At 52.1% G+C, this 17,001-nt stretch carries 12 protein-coding genes; 10 read left to right on the top strand and 2 right to left on the bottom strand.

The genetic code is table 11. The features are described 5' to 3' along the window. The first annotated feature begins 7 nt into the window (after positions 1–7). The 5 genes from AC0MA3_RS13175 (at position 8) to AC0MA3_RS13155 (ending at position 5,765) form a co-directional block, all read left to right on the top strand. Positions 8–976 carry an ABC transporter permease gene (locus tag AC0MA3_RS13175; protein ID WP_379158983.1) on the top strand — a complete coding sequence of 323 codons (969 nt, stop codon included), beginning with the start codon at positions 8–10 and terminating at the stop codon, positions 974–976. A 21-nt stretch (positions 977–997) separates the two neighbouring features. Beyond that, the gene (locus AC0MA3_RS13170; protein WP_379158986.1) at positions 998–1,873 is read left to right on the top strand and encodes a carbohydrate ABC transporter permease; all 876 of its coding nucleotides are present in this window, start codon (positions 998–1,000) and stop codon (positions 1,871–1,873) included. A 38-nt stretch (positions 1,874–1,911) separates the two neighbouring features. Further along, a complete protein-coding gene (locus tag AC0MA3_RS13165; RefSeq protein WP_474656537.1) occupies positions 1,912–3,024 on the top strand; it encodes a glycoside hydrolase family 88/105 protein in 1,113 nt (370 codons plus the stop codon). Positions 3,025–3,130: 106 nt separating this feature from the next. Beyond that, on the top strand, positions 3,131–4,474 hold the full coding sequence (locus AC0MA3_RS13160) for a glycoside hydrolase family 28 protein (RefSeq protein WP_474656536.1): 1,344 nt from the start codon (positions 3,131–3,133) through the stop codon (positions 4,472–4,474). A 280-nt stretch (positions 4,475–4,754) separates the two neighbouring features. Continuing rightward, positions 4,755–5,765 carry a beta-ketoacyl-ACP synthase 3 gene (locus AC0MA3_RS13155; protein ID WP_474656535.1) on the top strand — a complete coding sequence of 337 codons (1,011 nt, stop codon included), beginning with the start codon at positions 4,755–4,757 and terminating at the stop codon, positions 5,763–5,765. Between the two features lie 210 nt (positions 5,766–5,975). Here AC0MA3_RS13155 and AC0MA3_RS13150 read toward each other — a convergent pair whose 3' ends face one another. After that, the gene (locus AC0MA3_RS13150; RefSeq protein WP_474656598.1) at positions 5,976–6,992 is read right to left on the bottom strand and encodes a LacI family DNA-binding transcriptional regulator; all 1,017 of its coding nucleotides are present in this window, start codon (positions 6,990–6,992) and stop codon (positions 5,976–5,978) included. A 240-nt stretch (positions 6,993–7,232) separates the two neighbouring features. Here AC0MA3_RS13150 and AC0MA3_RS13145 point away from each other — a divergent pair, with 240 nt between their 5' ends. Continuing rightward, on the top strand, positions 7,233–12,242 hold the full coding sequence (locus tag AC0MA3_RS13145) for a carbohydrate binding domain-containing protein (RefSeq protein WP_474656534.1): 5,010 nt from the start codon (positions 7,233–7,235) through the stop codon (positions 12,240–12,242). A gap of 100 nt (positions 12,243–12,342) precedes the next feature. Here the strand turns inward: AC0MA3_RS13145 and AC0MA3_RS13140 are convergent, their stop codons facing one another. After that, entirely contained in the window at positions 12,343–12,900 is a 558-nt protein-coding gene (locus AC0MA3_RS13140; protein ID WP_379159001.1) for a GbsR/MarR family transcriptional regulator, read from the bottom strand. Between the two features lie 257 nt (positions 12,901–13,157). On the opposite strand from AC0MA3_RS13140, the gene AC0MA3_RS13135 reads away from it, so the two are divergent. From AC0MA3_RS13135 to AC0MA3_RS13120, 4 genes are all read left to right on the top strand, one after another. Then, entirely contained in the window at positions 13,158–14,357 is a 1,200-nt protein-coding gene (locus tag AC0MA3_RS13135; RefSeq protein WP_474656533.1) for a quaternary amine ABC transporter ATP-binding protein, read from the top strand. After that, positions 14,354–15,187: an ABC transporter permease gene (locus tag AC0MA3_RS13130; protein WP_474656532.1), complete on the top strand. Its 834-nt coding sequence runs from the start codon at positions 14,354–14,356 to the stop codon at positions 15,185–15,187. Before AC0MA3_RS13135 ends, AC0MA3_RS13130 begins: the two co-directional genes overlap by 4 nt. Positions 15,188–15,199: 12 nt before the next feature. Further along, the gene (locus tag AC0MA3_RS13125) at positions 15,200–16,072 is read left to right on the top strand and encodes a glycine betaine ABC transporter substrate-binding protein (protein WP_379159010.1); all 873 of its coding nucleotides are present in this window, start codon (positions 15,200–15,202) and stop codon (positions 16,070–16,072) included. Between the two features lie 226 nt (positions 16,073–16,298). Further along, positions 16,299–16,910: a TVP38/TMEM64 family protein gene (locus AC0MA3_RS13120; RefSeq protein WP_379159013.1), complete on the top strand. Its 612-nt coding sequence runs from the start codon at positions 16,299–16,301 to the stop codon at positions 16,908–16,910. Positions 16,911–17,001 lie beyond the last annotated feature (91 nt).

The following is a 17,001-nucleotide window of genomic DNA, read 5'->3' as shown; positions in this document are numbered from 1 at the left end:
GAGTATTATGCAGGAAGTCTCCGCTCAGCCTGGTGTGGTTCCCGAGCTGAAGCCCAAGAGCTATAAGAGCAGCAGTGAGCTCAAAAAACGTCTGTGGAGAAATAAATTGCTCTACGTCATGCTGATTCCGGGTGTACTGTACTTTGTAATATTTAAATATTTGCCGATGTACGGGCTGATCATCTCGTTTCAGGATTACAAGCCTTACCAGGGGATAACAGGCAGTGAATGGGTGGGGCTGAAGCATTTCCACCGGTTATTTTCAGAGCCGGATTTCCTCAATATCCTGGGGAACACCTTGATTTTGTTCGGAATGAATATTTTATTTTACTTCCCGGTTCCGATTATTCTGGCGCTTATGCTGAATGAGCTGAGAGGCAGCTTTTTCAAAAGAACCTTTCAGACGCTCATCTATTTGCCCCATTTCATGTCTTGGGTTATCGTTGTTTCGATTTCATTTGTCATGGTCACGATGGACGGCGGGATTATCAACGAGCTGCTGGCTTATTTCGGCTTCGAAAAGATTAATTTCCTGCTGAGTCCCGGCTGGTTCAGGCCGATGTATATCATTCAAGTGATTTGGCGGGAAGCAGGCTGGGGGACAATTATTTATCTGGCTTCGATTGCGGCCATCGACCCCGGACTCTATGAAGCTGCACGTATGGACGGTGCCGGACGGCTCAGACAAATCTGGCATATCACCCTCCCGGCGATCCGCGGCGTTATTATTACATTGCTTATTCTGAAAATTGGTTCCGTGCTTGATCTTGGATTTGAACATGTGTATCTGCTGCTTAACTCCATGAATCGAGAAGTTGCGGAAATTATTGATACGTATGTGTACACGGCAGGACTCCGGCAAGGCCAGTTCAGCTACAGTACAGCTATCGGATTCTTCAAATCAGTGATCGGCCTGATCATGGTCATGTCGGTTAACAAATTGTCCAAGAAAATGGGCGAAGAAGGCGTTTATTGAGAACCTGCGGGAGGAATTGAAATGGTAGAAGATCGCACGATCGGCGGCAGAATTTTTTCTATTGTGAACTTTACACTGCTTGCCCTCATTACTCTGATTACCGTGCTGCCATTTGTGCACGTGGTTGCCGGCTCCTTCACCACAAGTGCTGAGATTGCGGCCAACAAGTTTGTGCTGATCCCCAAGGTGTGGAGCTTTGAGGCGTACAAGTTTATTTTCTCGACTGACACCATATTTAGAGCTATGGGTGTGTCGATCGGCGTTACGCTCGTTGGTACGCTGTTCAGTATGTTCATCACCGCGCTGATGGCCTATGGCTTATCCAGAAGGGATCTGGACGGACGCAATGTCTTCAACTTTCTCGTGGTATTCACGATGCTGTTCCATGGCGGGATGATCCCCACCTTCCTGGTGGTGAAAGAGCTGGGCCTGATCGACTCGTATGCGGCCTTGATTCTGCCTTCGGCGATAAGTGCATTCAACATGATAATCCTCAAAAACTTTTTTCAAAATATCCCTGAGGGCCTTGAGGAATCGGCCAAAATCGACGGCTGTAACGACTTCGGCATCCTGTTCCGGATTGTACTGCCCCTGTCCTTGCCTGCGATTGCAACGATCTCCCTGTTTTACGCAGTAACCTACTGGAACACTTACATGACGGCGATCTTATATCTGGATAACAGTGCGAAATGGCCCATTCAGGTGCTGCTCCGGCAAATCGTGGTACTCGCAAGCGGAATGGACTACAGTTCCTCACTGGATGCAACCAATCCGCCACCGGATCAGACAATTAAGATGGCGGTTATCGTGGTAGCCACGTTGCCAATTCTGATGGTCTATCCGTTCCTGCAGAAGCATTTTGCCAAGGGAGCCATGCTGGGATCGATGAAGGGCTAGCGTAGAGATATCATATATATAGTGGAAGGGGAATGGAGATGATAGGCAATCTGCCGGCAACACCTATGGAATGGGCGAAACAAGCCTGTGATTCTTTAATTGATACTTATAAAGCGGGAGAATTACCTCCAGCCCACCGCTGGCATTATCATCAGGGTGTATTCCTGTGTGGTATGGAACGATTATGGGAATCCGTCCAGGAGGACCGTTATATTGAATATATTCAGCAATATGTGGATGATCTGGTGGATGAGAACGGCAATTTGTATTTTGCCCGGGATGAGCTGGATGCGGTTCAGGCGGGACTGCTTCTGTTCACGCTGCATGAGCGGACCGGCCAGCCGAAGTACCAGATTGCTGCCTATAAGCTGCGCAATCTGCTGCTGACGCTGAACCAGACCTCGGAAGGCGGATACTGGCACAAGGATAAATATCCGAACCAAATGTGGCTGGATGGGCTCTATATGGCCGGAGTATTCTCCCTCAAATATGCCAATGCCTATGGGGAGACCGGTCTGCGAGAAACCGTACTGCATCAGGAGCGGCTGATGCGGAAGTATATGAAGGATGAGACCACGGGGCTCTTGTATCATGCCTGGGATGAGAGCAAGCGGATGCCCTGGGCGAACCCGCAAACCGGCTGCTCTCCAGAGTTCTGGAGCCGTTCGCTGGGCTGGTATGGCCTCGCCGTCTCGCAGTTTCTGGACCTGCTTCCTGCCGGCGATCCGGGTAGAGCGGAGCTCGGTGCCGAACTGGGCAGCTTCGTCGAAGCGCTTATCCGGTATCAGGACGGGGAGAGCGGGCTGTGGTATCAGGTGGTCGACAAAGGCGACCAGCCGGATAACTGGCTGGAGACCTCAGGCTCCTGCCTGTTCGTCTACACGATTGCCAAGGCTGTGAAGCACGGCATCGTTCCTCCCGGTGCATTGGCCGCTGCCCGTAAAGGGTATGAAGGTTTGATCCGGGTGCTGCAGCAGGATGAGCAGGGCAGGCTGATTCTGCCCGACATCTGTATCGGCACATCGGCGGGGGATTACGAGAACTACGTCACCCGCCCGAAGGTCAGCAATGATCTGCACGGCGTCGGTGCACTGGTCATGGCTTGTATGGAGATGCAGTCATTGTATGACGAGTCTGGGGCCGAGAGCTGAATGGGGGAAGGACCGAGAGCTTAGTGAGACAGAGGTAATGGGCTGAGGTATCTCTGGTCGTAACAACGGCAGAAATGCCGTTGATTGTATGGAAGGAGTGTAGCTGGTGTTTAATATTGTTGATTATGGAGCCCTGCCGGACAGTGGCGAACCCGCCACAAACGCAATTGCGGCTGCGATAGCGGCGGCGGGTGAGGCGGGCGGCGGGACGGTGCATGTTCCGGCAGGCACTTTTTTGACGGGTGCAATCCAGCTCCGGAGTCATATTGAATTGCACTTAAGTCCAGGGGCTGTGCTGTCATTTAGTACCCTGCCGCAGGACTATCCGGCGGTGGAGTCCAGATGGGAAGGCGTGAAGCGCGAGGTGCATTGCCCTTGTATTTTCGGTAAGGATTTGGTTAACATCTCCATTACCGGGAGTGGGACCATTAACGGCAACGGTGCCCCATGGTGGGAACTTCACCGCAGTCACCCGGAGCAGCTTGACCTTCCGCGCCCGACATTAATCGGCCTCAGCGGCTGTCGTAGGGTTACCATCAAGGATGTGTCACTGACGAATTCACCGAGCTGGACCGTGAATCCAATTGGCTGCAGCAATGTGACGATTGACAATGTATCCATACTGAACCCTGCAGATTCGCCGAATACGGATGGAATTAATCCCGAATCCTGCTCGGGTGTCCATATCAGCAACTGCCACATTGATGTGGGCGATGACTGTATCGCGATCAAAGCGGGCACTGAAGACACACTGGAGCGTATACCCTGCGAGAATATCACTATCACGAACTGCACGATGGTCCACGGCCACGGGGCGGTCGTGCTCGGCAGTGAGATGAGCGGCGACATCCGTAATGTGACGATCAGCAACTGTGTGTTCAAGCAGACGGACCGTGGAATCCGCATGAAATCCAGACGCGGCCGCGGCGGGATCATTGAAGACATCCGCATCAGCAACATTGTAATGGAGGATGTCATCTGCCCTTTTACCCTTAACCTGTATTATTTCTGCGGACCGCGGGGTAAGGAGAAGTACGTCTGGGACAAAAATCCCTACCCCATCACCGCTGAAACGCCCTGTTTCCGCCGGATTCATTATGCCAATATCACAGCCCGGAATGTCCACGCCGCGGCGGGGTTCCTGTATGGACTTGCGGAGCAGCATGTCTCGGAGATTACATTCACGAACGTGGATATCTCGATGGCGAAGAATCCGGTGCCGGGAGCTCCCGATATGATGACAGGACTTGAACCGATGAAAGGCCGGGGTTTCTATCTTGGATATGTCCGGGATGTGCAATTCCATCAGGTGACGATTGAGAATCACGAAGGCCCTGCGTTCTACATTGAGAATGGGGAAGAGGTCGAGCTCATGAACTGCCGGTCCAAAAACACCGTCAAACCGGAAAAGCTGGTCGAGCGGGTTACTATCGAACCGGTCAACAGCTAAGTGGGTTGCAAGGACATGCCTTTTTCACAGCTTGGGTAAATAGAAGAGGTTTGGTTGAAAGGAACTGTGGCCCGTTTGGGGGCTACGGTTCTTTTTGTTGGGTTCTTGTTATTGGAATAAAAGGTTTCGGTGGAGGATAAAGGAAGGGTGCAGTGCAAAACCATGCTTAAGTTCAAAGGAAAAAGGTAATAGATTATAGAAGGCTTTGCAATACAGGAGAATTGAAGATATAATTAGTACCAAGTACTAACACCAGATACTAAAATATGAGGTGATCTTCTTGACAGGTGCTAAAATTACCGCAATCGGAGCTTATGTTCCGGCCCGGAGACTTACGAACAGCGATCTGGAGCAGATGGTGGATACCAATGATGAGTGGATTGTCCAGCGTACCGGAATCCGTGAACGCCGAATCAGCCGTGAGGATGAATATACCAGTGATTTATGTACAGCCGCTGTGATGGATCTGATGAATCGTTATGGCAAAAGCATGCAGGATGTCGATATGATTCTGGTGGCTACAAGCACGCCTGACTTCCCTTTTCCTTCAGTTGCCTCCATTCTGCAGAACCGTCTAGGGATTCCGTCTACTGCCGGAGCGATGGACATGAGCGCTGCATGCGCCGGATTTGTCTATGCACTGCATACGGCCCATGCCTATGTGGCTTCCGGTCTGCACCGTAAGGTGCTGGTCTTAGGCGCGGATGCCTTGTCCAAAATCACGGACTATACCGACCGGAGCACCTGCATCCTTTTTGGTGATGGGGCTGGGGCTGTGCTGGTGGAGCGCGATGAAGAAGGGGATGACTTTGCCGGGTTCCATCTGGGCAGCGACGGCAGCGGGGCGCATCATGTGTACCGAACAGGTCTGTCGCAAAGGGTGAATGAGGTGGATCTTATAGATACTGGCAAGCTGGTGCAAAATGGCCGCGAAGTGTTCCGGTGGGCGGTACGTACTGTGCCTCAGGGTGTGCAGCATGTGTTGAACAATGCCGGACTTGGCCTGGACCAGGTAGACTGGTTCATACCGCACAGCGCGAACTTGCGGATGATTGAGCCGATCTGTGAACGGTTGAATTATCCTTTTGAGCAGGCTCTGTATAGTCTTGAATATTTCGGGAATACCTCTGCCGCCAGCATTCCGCTTGCCCTGGACCTCGGGATCCGCGAAGGTAAGGTAGTGAATGGCCAGCAGATTCTGCTGTACGGTTTCGGAGCGGGACTAACGCATGCCGGTCAATTGGTAAAGCTGGCACTGGCCCCCGAAGTCTCGCCACCCACTCCTCTCTAACCGAAAAATGGCGCCCAAAATCAGAAAAACAGTGCCTTGAACCCCCACAACAAATGAGGGATTATATTATCGAAAGTATTTCGATTCGAGTTGGCTGCTTATAAGAGCAAAGTTTCGCCGGAAGGAGGCTGCTGAAAACACTAAAAGATGCTAGTTGATCGCAAGGTTTTTTGGAGGTAGCTTAGATTGAGGTTTCTTGAAGCTCCCGGATTAGCCGCTCAACCGGCTGCCGCAGGATTCGCGGACGATGAGAGCCGGTTCGACGACAAAGGAGCCGCCGCCGGATTGATTGTTGATGAGGTCGAAGAGCATATGTGCTGCGAGAATCCCCAGACGTTCTTTGTTCTGGCGGATTGTAGTTAGGGTGGGGCTGGTGTATTTGCAGGCTTCGATATCATCACAGCCAATGATAGCAACATCCTCAGGGATGCGCAGTCCATGTTCCTTCAAGGCGCGGATCGCGCCGAGGGCGAGCAGATCGGAGGCGGCGAAGACCGCTTTTGGCATGCTGCCAGTCGCGAGTAGCTGCTGCATAGCCGAGTAGCCGCTGGATTCGAAGAAGTCGTCCCCATGCACGAACCACTTACGGTTCAGGGTCAGACCGAAGCTTTCAATCGCCTTCGCATACCCGGCCTCCCTCAGATTGGAAATATCCGAGTCGGCTGTACTGCCGATGAACCCAAGCTCCCTGTGGCCAAGCAGATAGAAGTGCTCCACTACCTTGGAGGCGATCTGGAAATTGTCCGACATCACGAATCCGGACTTTGCGCCTTTCAGCTCCAGGTCTACTCCGATGCAGGGAATACTGCTCATATCAAGATCGCGTATCGCCGGTTCCATCTTTTGCCCGGAGATAATAACGCAGCCGTCGACATTAAAATGCAGGCAACGGGAGTAATAATCCCCGCTGCTGATGAACTTTTCGTTGGAAAAGAAGATCAGGTCGTAGCCCAGCACCCCCATCTGCTTTTTGAAGGAATTCAGCACCTCCACAAAAAAGGGATGCGTAAATTCCACATTAAGCTCACCCGCAAAAATGACCCCGATCAGATTGGACTTTTTGGTGGCCAGTGTCTTGGCGGAGTTGGAGGGGGAGTATCCGGTCTGCTCGATAATTTCCATAACCCGTTTTTTTGTTTTTTCGGAAACATCGCTGTAATTATTCATGATTTTCGAAACTGTGGAGACGGAGACACCCGCCATTTCAGCGATCTTTTTAATATTCATTTGCATGTAAATCTACCCTCCGCTTATCCGTACATTCAGCTCAAAAGACTGCTGCGCCGCGCTTATTCATGAATTTAAGTCTATTCAACTTCCCGGAGCAAGTCAAACGGTTGTTGTGAGATAAGTGCGGGGGATGGGGCGGATTGGATGAGGAAAAGTGTGATGGCGCGGATATTTTCGAAACCGATTTCGATTTAATGCAGGAATGATTAGCAGGAAGTTCGAGGAGGAATGAACAGGATGAAGAAAAAGGTATCCGGTCTGCTTGCTGCCATGACACTGATCTCAGGGCTTTTGTCACCGCTGGGCAGCAGCGGGAGTCATGCAGAGGCTGCTTCCGGGCATGCGGCAATGAATGAATCAGCTTTGCAGACAAACGGCGTAACAACAACAGCGGGGAATTCATCTGGCTATGGAAAATTGAAAGCGTTTACTGATGTGCCGGCGGATAGCTGGGCAGCCCGTGCGGTACAGCGCTGGAGTGAGAATGGAATTATCAGCGGGTATGGAGATAGTACTTTCCGGCCGAATGCTCCGGTGACAAAGGCGGAATTCGCCGTGATGATCAACCGCATGTTTAACTACAGCGCGGAGGCTACGGTCCTCCCTGCCGATGTGCCTCCATCTGCATGGTTCAAGAGCGATATGGCCAAAGCCTTAGCCGCAGGCTATTTGAGTGTGGGCCAAGGCAACCGCCTGGCTCCTACGGCTCCATTGACGCGTGCAGAGGCGGCCGTAGCACTGCAGAGGATTTTTGAGCTGGAAGCGGAAGGCCAAACGGCTTACAGCGACTTGACCGTGGTGGACAGCGAGGCAAGGGAAGCAATATCGGCACTCTCGGCTGGGGGATATATTCAGGGCTATCCAGGCCGCTTGTTCAAACCGGAGGGAAGAATATCCCGTGCGGAGCTCGCTGTCATTGCAGATCGGATGGTTCCAGGTCTGCTGCGCTCTGAAGGAGAAGTCACACTTGGAAAGGTGCAAGGAAATATGGTACTGAGTAAGGCTGGCATCACACTGAAAGATACCGTGATTGAAGGCAATCTCTACCTGACGGAGGGAATCGGTGAAGGCAATGCACTGCTTGAAGGGGTAAAAGTGACGGGCACAACTTATATCCGCGGTGGAGGTGAGCATAGTGTGGGCCTCCAGAACAGTGAGCTAGGCAGAATTCAGGTTGCCAAGCCTGATGGGACAGTCCGCATATATGCCAGCGGAACCACTTCGGTTGGAACGGTTCAGCTGAATTCAGGAGCTGTGCTTGAGGAGAGCGGACTGATCGGAGTGGGCTTCACAGAGGTGGAAATCTCCGCCGGTGTAAAGGCTGCAATGCTAAAAGGAAGCTTCACCGCGGTCACCTCAGCCGCATCTGCTACAGGTGGCCTTAGCCTTACGCTTTCCGGCAAGATAGCGAAGCTGACTCTGGGCAGTCCGAGCCAGGTTATGCTGGCAGATGATGCCCGGATCGCAGAGCTGTTGCTTGCTGTGACTGCCAAGGGAACTGCCTTTCAGGGCAGCGGCAGCTTCGGCGCTGTCCTGAACAACGCCGAAGGTGTCACTGTCGGTGGCGTTCCGCTGAAGCGCGGCACCAGCGGTGCAGTCGCCGTAACGCCAGCCGTGCCGCAGGCACCAGCCGGTTCATCCGGCGTTGCCGCACCAGCCACGGCAACGCCGGCTGCAACGGCAACGCCGGTCGCAACAGCCACACCGACCGCAACGGCTACGCCTACCCCGACTCCTTCGGCTGATCCGTGGACGCTGGTGTGGAATGACGAGTTCAATGACAATACCATAGACCCGGCGAAGTGGACCTATGACCTGGGAGACGGCACGGCAGTCGGCAATCCGGGCTGGGGCAACAATGAGCTGGAATGGTATACCAATGAGGCGAAAAATGTGCAGGAAGCTGATGGGAAGCTGATCATTACCGCTCGTAAAGAAGCACAGGGCGGCAAGGAATACACCTCCTCCCGGATCAAAACCAAGGGTTTGTTCAGCAAAAAATACGGAAAATTCGAAATTCGGGCCAAAGCGCCTGCAGGCAAAGGCTTTTGGCCTGCGATCTGGATGTTGCCGGAGAATTACGTCTACGGTTCCTGGGCAGCCTCCGGAGAAATCGATATTATGGAGAGCTGGGGCAGCCGTCCAGGTACGGTTGCGGGTACGATCCATTACGGTGCCCAGTGGCCGGACAACGTCTATTCAGGCAAGGAATATGTGCTGCCGGGTAACTCAACAATCGAACAATTCCATACCTATTCCATCGAATGGGAGCCGGGGGAAATCCGCTGGTATGTGGATGGTGTGCTGTATTCGACCAAAAATGACTGGTACAGCCTAAGCAGCGGCCAGCCAGCCAATAACGCTTACCCAGCGCCGTTCAACCAGGAGTTCCATCTGCTGATGAACCTTGCGGTAGGCGGTAATTTTGACGGGAACCCGACGGCGGAGACCGTGTTTCCGCAATCGATGGAAATCGATTATGTCAGAGTCTATGAGCTGACAGGCCGGCCTTACCGCGAACCAGCACCTGTAACCCTTACGAAAGAGCCTTATCTAGAAGGTTCACTGCCACCGCTTGCGGATGGCAACCTGATTCACAATAACGGATTCACCGAGCAAAGGGAAGGTGATGCCGGCATGGGCATCCCGAATACAGCACATTGGGTGCTATATAAGGAAGCTGGAGCGGATGCGGCGGTGTCGCTTGAACCCATTGGCGGGCAGAATTACCTCAAGGTGAATATCAGCAGCCCTGGCGGTAATTCATATTCCATTCAGCCGCAGGCCATTGTTCCGCTGGCCAAAGGGAGATACTACAAGCTTAGCTTCGATGCTAAGACGGATGCTTCGCGGAATATCAGTGCCCGGCTGACGGGCGGTGAATCCCGGGGATATCAGGCGTACTCACCATCGCTCAAGGCCGAGCTGACTTCATCGCTAAAGCATTTCGAAACTATGTTTCAGATGAAAGAGAGCTCAGACATTGCCGCCAGGGTAGAGTTCAACTTGGGCACAAATGCTTCCCCGGTGTGGCTCGGCAATGCGAGGCTGGAAGAGATCGACAGCATCCCATTCGACCATGACAGTGCCAAAACACCGCTAGGCAGCGGCAACCATCTGTACAACGGCACCTTTGATCTGGGTGAGCCAAACCGGCTAAGCTACTGGCATACCGAAGCCGCCGGAGGGGCGGCGGTCAGCCCGAAGGTGGATGATGCAGGCCGGTTAAACCTGCAGATCAGCGGTTCTGGCAGCGGAGACTCCGATGTCCGTCTGCTGCAGAAAGGGATATTCCTGGTACAGGGTCAGGATTATAAGCTCACTTTTGACGTGAATGTGCCTTCCCCGCGTACAGCGGTAATTGAGCTGCAAGGCAGGGACGGTAGCGTCTATGCTTCAGAGAAGATCCTGTTACAGACCGGATCACAGCAGGTGGAGGCTACATTCCCTGATTTGGCCGGAGCTACCGACTCATTGGGGCAATTTGTACTCCATCTCGGCGGAGCCGGGGGCACCGTTCAATTGGATAACTTCCTGCTGGTGCGGACCAGCTTCTACTATGATCCTTCGCTGGTGTATTATCCGCTGGTGAACGGAGACTTCAGCTTTGGATTTAACAGCTGGGAGCGGCTGCTGACAGAGCAGGGCGGAGCGAGTACCGCTGCGGTTACGAACGGGGCGGCAACCTTTAGTATTGCCAATACTGGTAACCAGCCCTATTCGGTGATGTTGTTCCAGAATGGGCTGAAGGTTGCCAGTGGCCAGGACTATGTCATAGAATTTGATGCGAGTTCAAGTGTTGCACGCAGCATCAGCATCAATGCGGAGAATGCTTCGTACCAGCCTTCTTTTGCCCATATCGTCAAGATTACCCCGGAAACGGCCCATTACCGGTTCGAATTCCGCCAAGGGGTCAACGATACCCTGTCACTGAAATTCCTGCTGGGCAAGGTAGATGGTGTGAGTATTGCCCAGGCGCATGAGCTGGTGATCGACAATGTGAAATTTGAGATCAAGAATGCGCCGGCCAAGCCGCAGGAGCTGCTCGGAGACAGCACGAATAATCGGGTATCCCAGCCGATAGAGCTGACTTTTACCGAGAATGCAGCTTGGCGTAACAGCATCAAGACAGTGAAGGTGAACGGCACTGCGCTTGCTGAAGGGCAGTACACCATAGAAGCAGGCACAATCACGATAAACGCAGCCGCCTTCCCGGCTGAAGGCAGCTACAGCATTACGGTGGAAGCCGAAGGGTATGTCAGCGCTGCCGTATCCCAGACCATTCTGGCGAATGACAACAATCTGGTCGTGAACGGTTCATTTACCAGCGGCAAAACCGGGTGGTCTACCTGGTCGGGGGAAGGCGGGGTATCTTCTTTTAACGTGAATGAGGGTGTGGCGGAGATAGGGATTGCCGTTGCCGGAACAGCCGCCTGGCATACGCAGTTTTTCCAGGAAGGCATTCCGCTTGAGGCGGGGAAGACCTATGAGCTGAGCTTCAAAGCCAAATCGACCGTTCCGAGACAGATTATTGTAGAGTACAGCGGTACCTCTGCCGCAGCAGCACAGGCGAAGTTCGAGATTTCAGCCACCTGGGCGACGTATAGCACACAATTTACCGTGGAAAACAATAATCCGCTGAAGCTGAATTACCTGATCGGTGCGGCCATGGGAGACGACAAGACGGCGAACGGCATGCCGCATACGCTCTCTTTTGACGACATTAGGGTTACAGAGGTGGGCGGTGGCGGAGCGCCGGTGGAACCGGCCAGCGGCACGCTCGATAATGGAACCTTCGAAGCGCCAAAAGGACTCACCGGCTGGACGCAATATTTCGATGGTACAGGATCTGCTGCTGCGCTAAATGGAGAGCTATCCGTGGCACTGACGGGTACCGGGACAGCCAATTACAGTGCACAGGTGGATTATGCCAATTTGAAGCTGGTGCAGGGCAAGACATATACGCTGACTTTTGACGCCCGGTCCGACATTGACCGTTCGATTGAAGTGGCTGTAGAGCATAAAGGCGGGGATTACACGAAATATTTACCGGCACAAACTGTTGCCCTAACGGGCAGAATGAATACTTACACCTACACCTTTACTATGAATGGTGGGACGGATGCGGGAGCACATCTGGTCTTCCTCATGGGTCTGATTGCAGGCAACAGTGAAGGCACGAACAGCGCGATTCAGGCGGGCAATCATATTTTCATAGATAATGTAAGTTTGGCAGAGACTCCGTAAGGGAAATTAGCATGCCATGAACGTCAAACAGCCGAAATCCTGTGATTCAGGGTCTCGGCTGTTTTGTATGCTGGGGTACGAAATGAATTCATCGAGTGCATTAGGATTCTTTAGGAATTAGGTCAAAGATTTTGCCGGTTTCGAGTGCTTCGATCAGCTTCAGCAGCCAGCGGTAGTATTTAATCGCTTCTTCAATTTTCACTTCATCGGTACGGAGCAGCTGCTCAATGGCGGGTTCATCCGTATATTCGCTTATCATAAGTTGGATTTCGTTCAGGGATTTGCCGAGTGCGGTCATGTTTCCTTCGACGGCTTTTCTCCATTTAATAGAGAAGTAATCACTGAAGTTCTGATGCCAATCAGGCACAACCTCGAACAGATCCTTACGGGTGCCTTTTCCCCATACCTTGTCGATCATCTTGAGATCCAGCAGGGTGCGTACTCCTGTACTCATGGAGGTTTTGCTCATTCCCATCGTCCGGCTCAGTTCGTCCAGCGTTACGGGACCCTGATTGAAGTACATATAACCGTATAAATGCCCAATGGACAATGTGATTCCGTACAAATCCATATTTTTGCCGATGGAATCAATCACGCGTTCCCTGGCTTTGCTGATTCTCTCCGCTTGTTCGGGTGCAAGCCCCTCTAAATCATTCATAATGGTCCCTCCTGAGGTGTAGGCTAATGACTGCAAACCTCTAATGTGTATTGTAATCAAATCCCTGTCCATAAGTAAAGAATTCATCCGGAACGGAATTTGCCGTTAAACAGAGTATTCTTTACATAAAGTGTGTAAAGTTAAAACTGTACACTAAATTTTAAGCGTATATGAACTTTGCGTGTCTTTTCACATGTCAGGTACACTAGTTCGAGTGAAGCAAGTCGAAATTAGCTAGCCGGAAGAAGGAGGTCACCATGGCAATTATTGAGGTGAAACAGTTAACCAAGGTATTTGGTCATGATGCGGGACGGGCTCTTCCATTATTAGAACAAGGATGGTCTAAAGAGAAAATCGCCCAGGAAGCCAAGCTGACGGTTGGTGTCAACAAGGCAGATTTCCGCATCGAAGAAGGAGAAATATTTGTCATTATGGGATTGTCGGGCAGCGGTAAGTCCACGCTCGTCCGGTTATTGAACCGTTTGATCGAGCCTACAGGAGGGCAGGTCCTTTTTAAGGATAAGGATGTTGTCAAAATGAATCCTGAACAGCTGCGCCAGTTCCGCCGCAAGAATATCGGAATGGTGTTCCAGAAGTTCGCATTGTTCCCGCACCGTAGTGTGCTGGCGAATGCTGAATACGGTCTTGAAGTGCAGGGGGTAGAGAAACAGCAAAGAACCCGGCTTGCCATGGAGGCTCTGGAGCTTGTAGGCCTTAAAGGCTGGGAGCACCACCGCCCCGATCAGCTCAGCGGAGGGATGCAGCAGCGGGTGGGTCTTGCACGCGGGCTTGCGAATGATCCGGATATTCTGCTGATGGATGAAGCCTTCAGTGCGCTGGATCCGCTGATCCGTAAGGATATGCAGCAGGAGCTGCTGGAGCTGCAGTCCAAGATGAAAAAGACGATTATATTCATTACGCATGATCTGGATGAGGCTCTGCGCATCGGTGACCGCATCGCCTTGATGAAGGATGGGGTGATTGTGCAGATCGGTACGCCGGAAGAGATTCTGATCCAGCCTGCCAATAAATATGTGGAACGGTTTGTAGAGGATGTCGACTTGTCCAAGGTGCTAACCGCAGCCCATGTGATGCGTCAGCCGGAAATGATCCGGCCGGAGCGCGGTCCGCGTGTTGCGCTGCAACTCATGCGGGACAGCGGCGTGTCCAGCCTGTATGTGGCGGATAAAGAAATGAAGCTCCAGGGTGTAGTTACGGCGGAGGATGCAGCGCAGGCGCTCAAGGAGAACAAATCCATCCTTGAGGTGATGCGCCGGGAGATTCCGCGTGTCTCTCCGGATACACTCTTGAACGATCTGTTTGAACTGATGTCAGAGACGCATCTGCCGGTGGCAGTCGTTGACGAGGGCAACAAGCTCAAGGGCATTGTTATCAAGGGGGCTGTATTGTCCGCTCTGGCAGGCAATGCGGTTCCGGAAGGAGATGGAATCAGATGAATATTCCTAAGCTGCCTCTGGGCAAAGCAGTCGAATGGCTGGAGAACTGGCTGACCACTTATCTGGGTCCCTTGTTTGATTTGATTCATTTGGTTATAGGCGGAATGGTGAACGGCATCGAGACGGCGCTCACTATTCTTCCGGCCCTGGTTCTAATTGTGATCATTACGGCTCTGGCCTATTGGATTGGCAAATGGCGTATGGCACTCTTTGCACTTGTAGGACTGCTGCTGATTGACAATCTCGGCCTTTGGGGTCCATCCATGCAGTCTCTTGCGCTTGTACTGACAGCCTCGGCGCTGGCTGTGCTGATCGGCGTTCCGCTTGGTGTGCTCTGTGCGCAGAGCAACGGGGTGCAGAATACAGTGACTCCGGTTCTGGACTTTATGCAGACCATGCCGGCATTTGTCTATCTGTTGCCTGCGGTATCTTTCTTTTCACTCGGGGTAGTTCCCGGTGTGATTGCTTCCATTATTTTTGCTATACCGCCTACCATCCGTCTGACCAATCTGGGCATCCGTCAGGTATCCCCGGAACTGGTGGAAGCTGCAGATGCGTTCGGCTCCACGGCGGGCCAGAAGCTGTTCAAGCTGCAGCTTCCGATTGCGCTGCCGACGATTATGGCCGGAATTAACCAGACCATTATGCTCTCGCTGTCGATGGTCGTGATCTCGTCGATGATCGGGGCTCAGGGGGTAGGCGCTTACGTATACCGGGCCGTGTCGCAAGCCAAGACCGGCGCAGGCTTTGAAGCAGGGATTGCTATCGTAATAATCGCGATTCTGCTTGACCGACTGACACAAAAACTGGTCAAACCCAAAAACGGATAGGAGTGTTTTTATATGAAGAAAAAAACATGGGGTATACTAATGCTGATCTTGCTGGTGGCGGTCGCCGCCGGTTGTTCGTCCAATTCGTCCAAGGGGAATCCAAAGGTAAAACTGGCCTATGTGGCCTGGGATTCGGAAATCGCCAGCACGAATGTAGTCAAAGAAGTGCTGGAGTCCAAACTGGGAGCCACAGTGGAGATGCTACAGGTCGATGCCGGACCGATGTGGGCGGGGATTGCCGACGGTAGTGCTGATGGTATGGTAGCCGCCTGGCTGCCGGGTACACACGCCTCTTATCTGGAGAAATACGGGAAGGATATCGAGGATTTGGGCCCGAATCTTGAGGGTACCAAAACCGGGCTTGCCGTTCCAGCCTATATGGACATACAGTCTATCGAGGATCTGAAGAATGCCGATGTGGCGAAGTCGCTAAATAACCAAATCATCGGGATTGAACCCGGTGCCGGTATCATGACTACGAGTCAAAAAGCAGTGGATGCCTATGGACTAAGCGAATATACCCTGCTGGAGAGTTCTTCTGCGGCGATGGCACAGGAGCTGCAAAAGGCTTATGCGGACAATCAGCCGATTGTCGTTACAGCATGGACGCCCCACTGGATGTTCGCCAATATGGACCTGAAGTACCTGGAAGATCCGAAGGGCATCTATGGCGGAGCTGAGCAGATCCATACGATGGTCCGCAAAGGCCTGAAGGATGATATGCCGGGTGTCTACCAATTCCTGGACCAGTTCCAGTGGACAGCGGAGGATATGGCACAGGTAATGGTGGATATCCAGGGAGGTATGTCACCAGAGGACGCTGCAAAAGCCTGGGTTTCGGAGCATGAGGAACAAGTAAACGGCTGGATTACCGGAATTGAATAACTGATCTTTTAAATTTGCGGTATTTTGCAGCGGCTAAAAATGTATGCTATGATGTATGGAACATAAGGCTACAATTTTGTAATATGTATGCAAAGAGTCTGTTCCTACATATACATGCAATAAGCAGATTCATTTATTAGACACCCCGTAAGGGGTGTTTTTCTTGGAAATATAAGATTTAAAAGGTTTCCCGCTGATCCAAGGATGCAAGAAAGGAGGCTGCTCCATGACAGATACCATTAATGCCTGGATCGATTGGCTGCTGCAATCACTCGGACTCAGCGGACCGTATATTCTGTTCGTCACCATTCCGCTAGCGGTACTGCAGAGCCTGTTCGGTTTTTTCCCCCTGGCGATCCTGATTGTCCTTCATGTGTCCGTATTTAATGTAATCGGAGGAATGATCATTAGTTGGCTGGCCTGCAATTTGGGGGCAATCCTCTCCTACTTCTTCTTCCGGCGGTTTCTCTTCGACTGGTTCGACCGCAAATGGCGCGCCAAGCTGAAGCGGTATGACAAGTGGCAGCGATATCTGGACCGCTACGGTATCTGGACACTGGTGCTGCTGCGGACAGTTCCAGTCGTGCCCAGCAATATCATTAACTTTATGTCGGCGGTCTCCCCGATTAAGGTCCCGGCTTTTATCTGGGGCACGGTTCTCGGCAATCTTTCTTATATCTGGCTGTTTGGAACGATTAGTTCAACTCTTGTTGTCCCTAGAGAGGAATGGAACGGATTCTTGACCTGGTACGGAGTATTTGTCGTTGTTCTTCTCGCCATCTTTATCCGCCGCCATTGGGGGCATCTGCAAGAGGATAAACGGAGCCGGATGGAATAACGATTGCGGCAAAATAAAGAGGAATGTTTCTTCCGGGAGGTACCTGGGGGAACATTCTTCTTTTTTTTACCCTTCCCGAATAGCCTATAGT

The organism is Paenibacillus sp. LS-5 (genome assembly GCF_056121505.1).
Note: the sequence above shows the minus strand (reverse complement) of the source record. Positions and strands in the feature narration are given on the sequence as shown.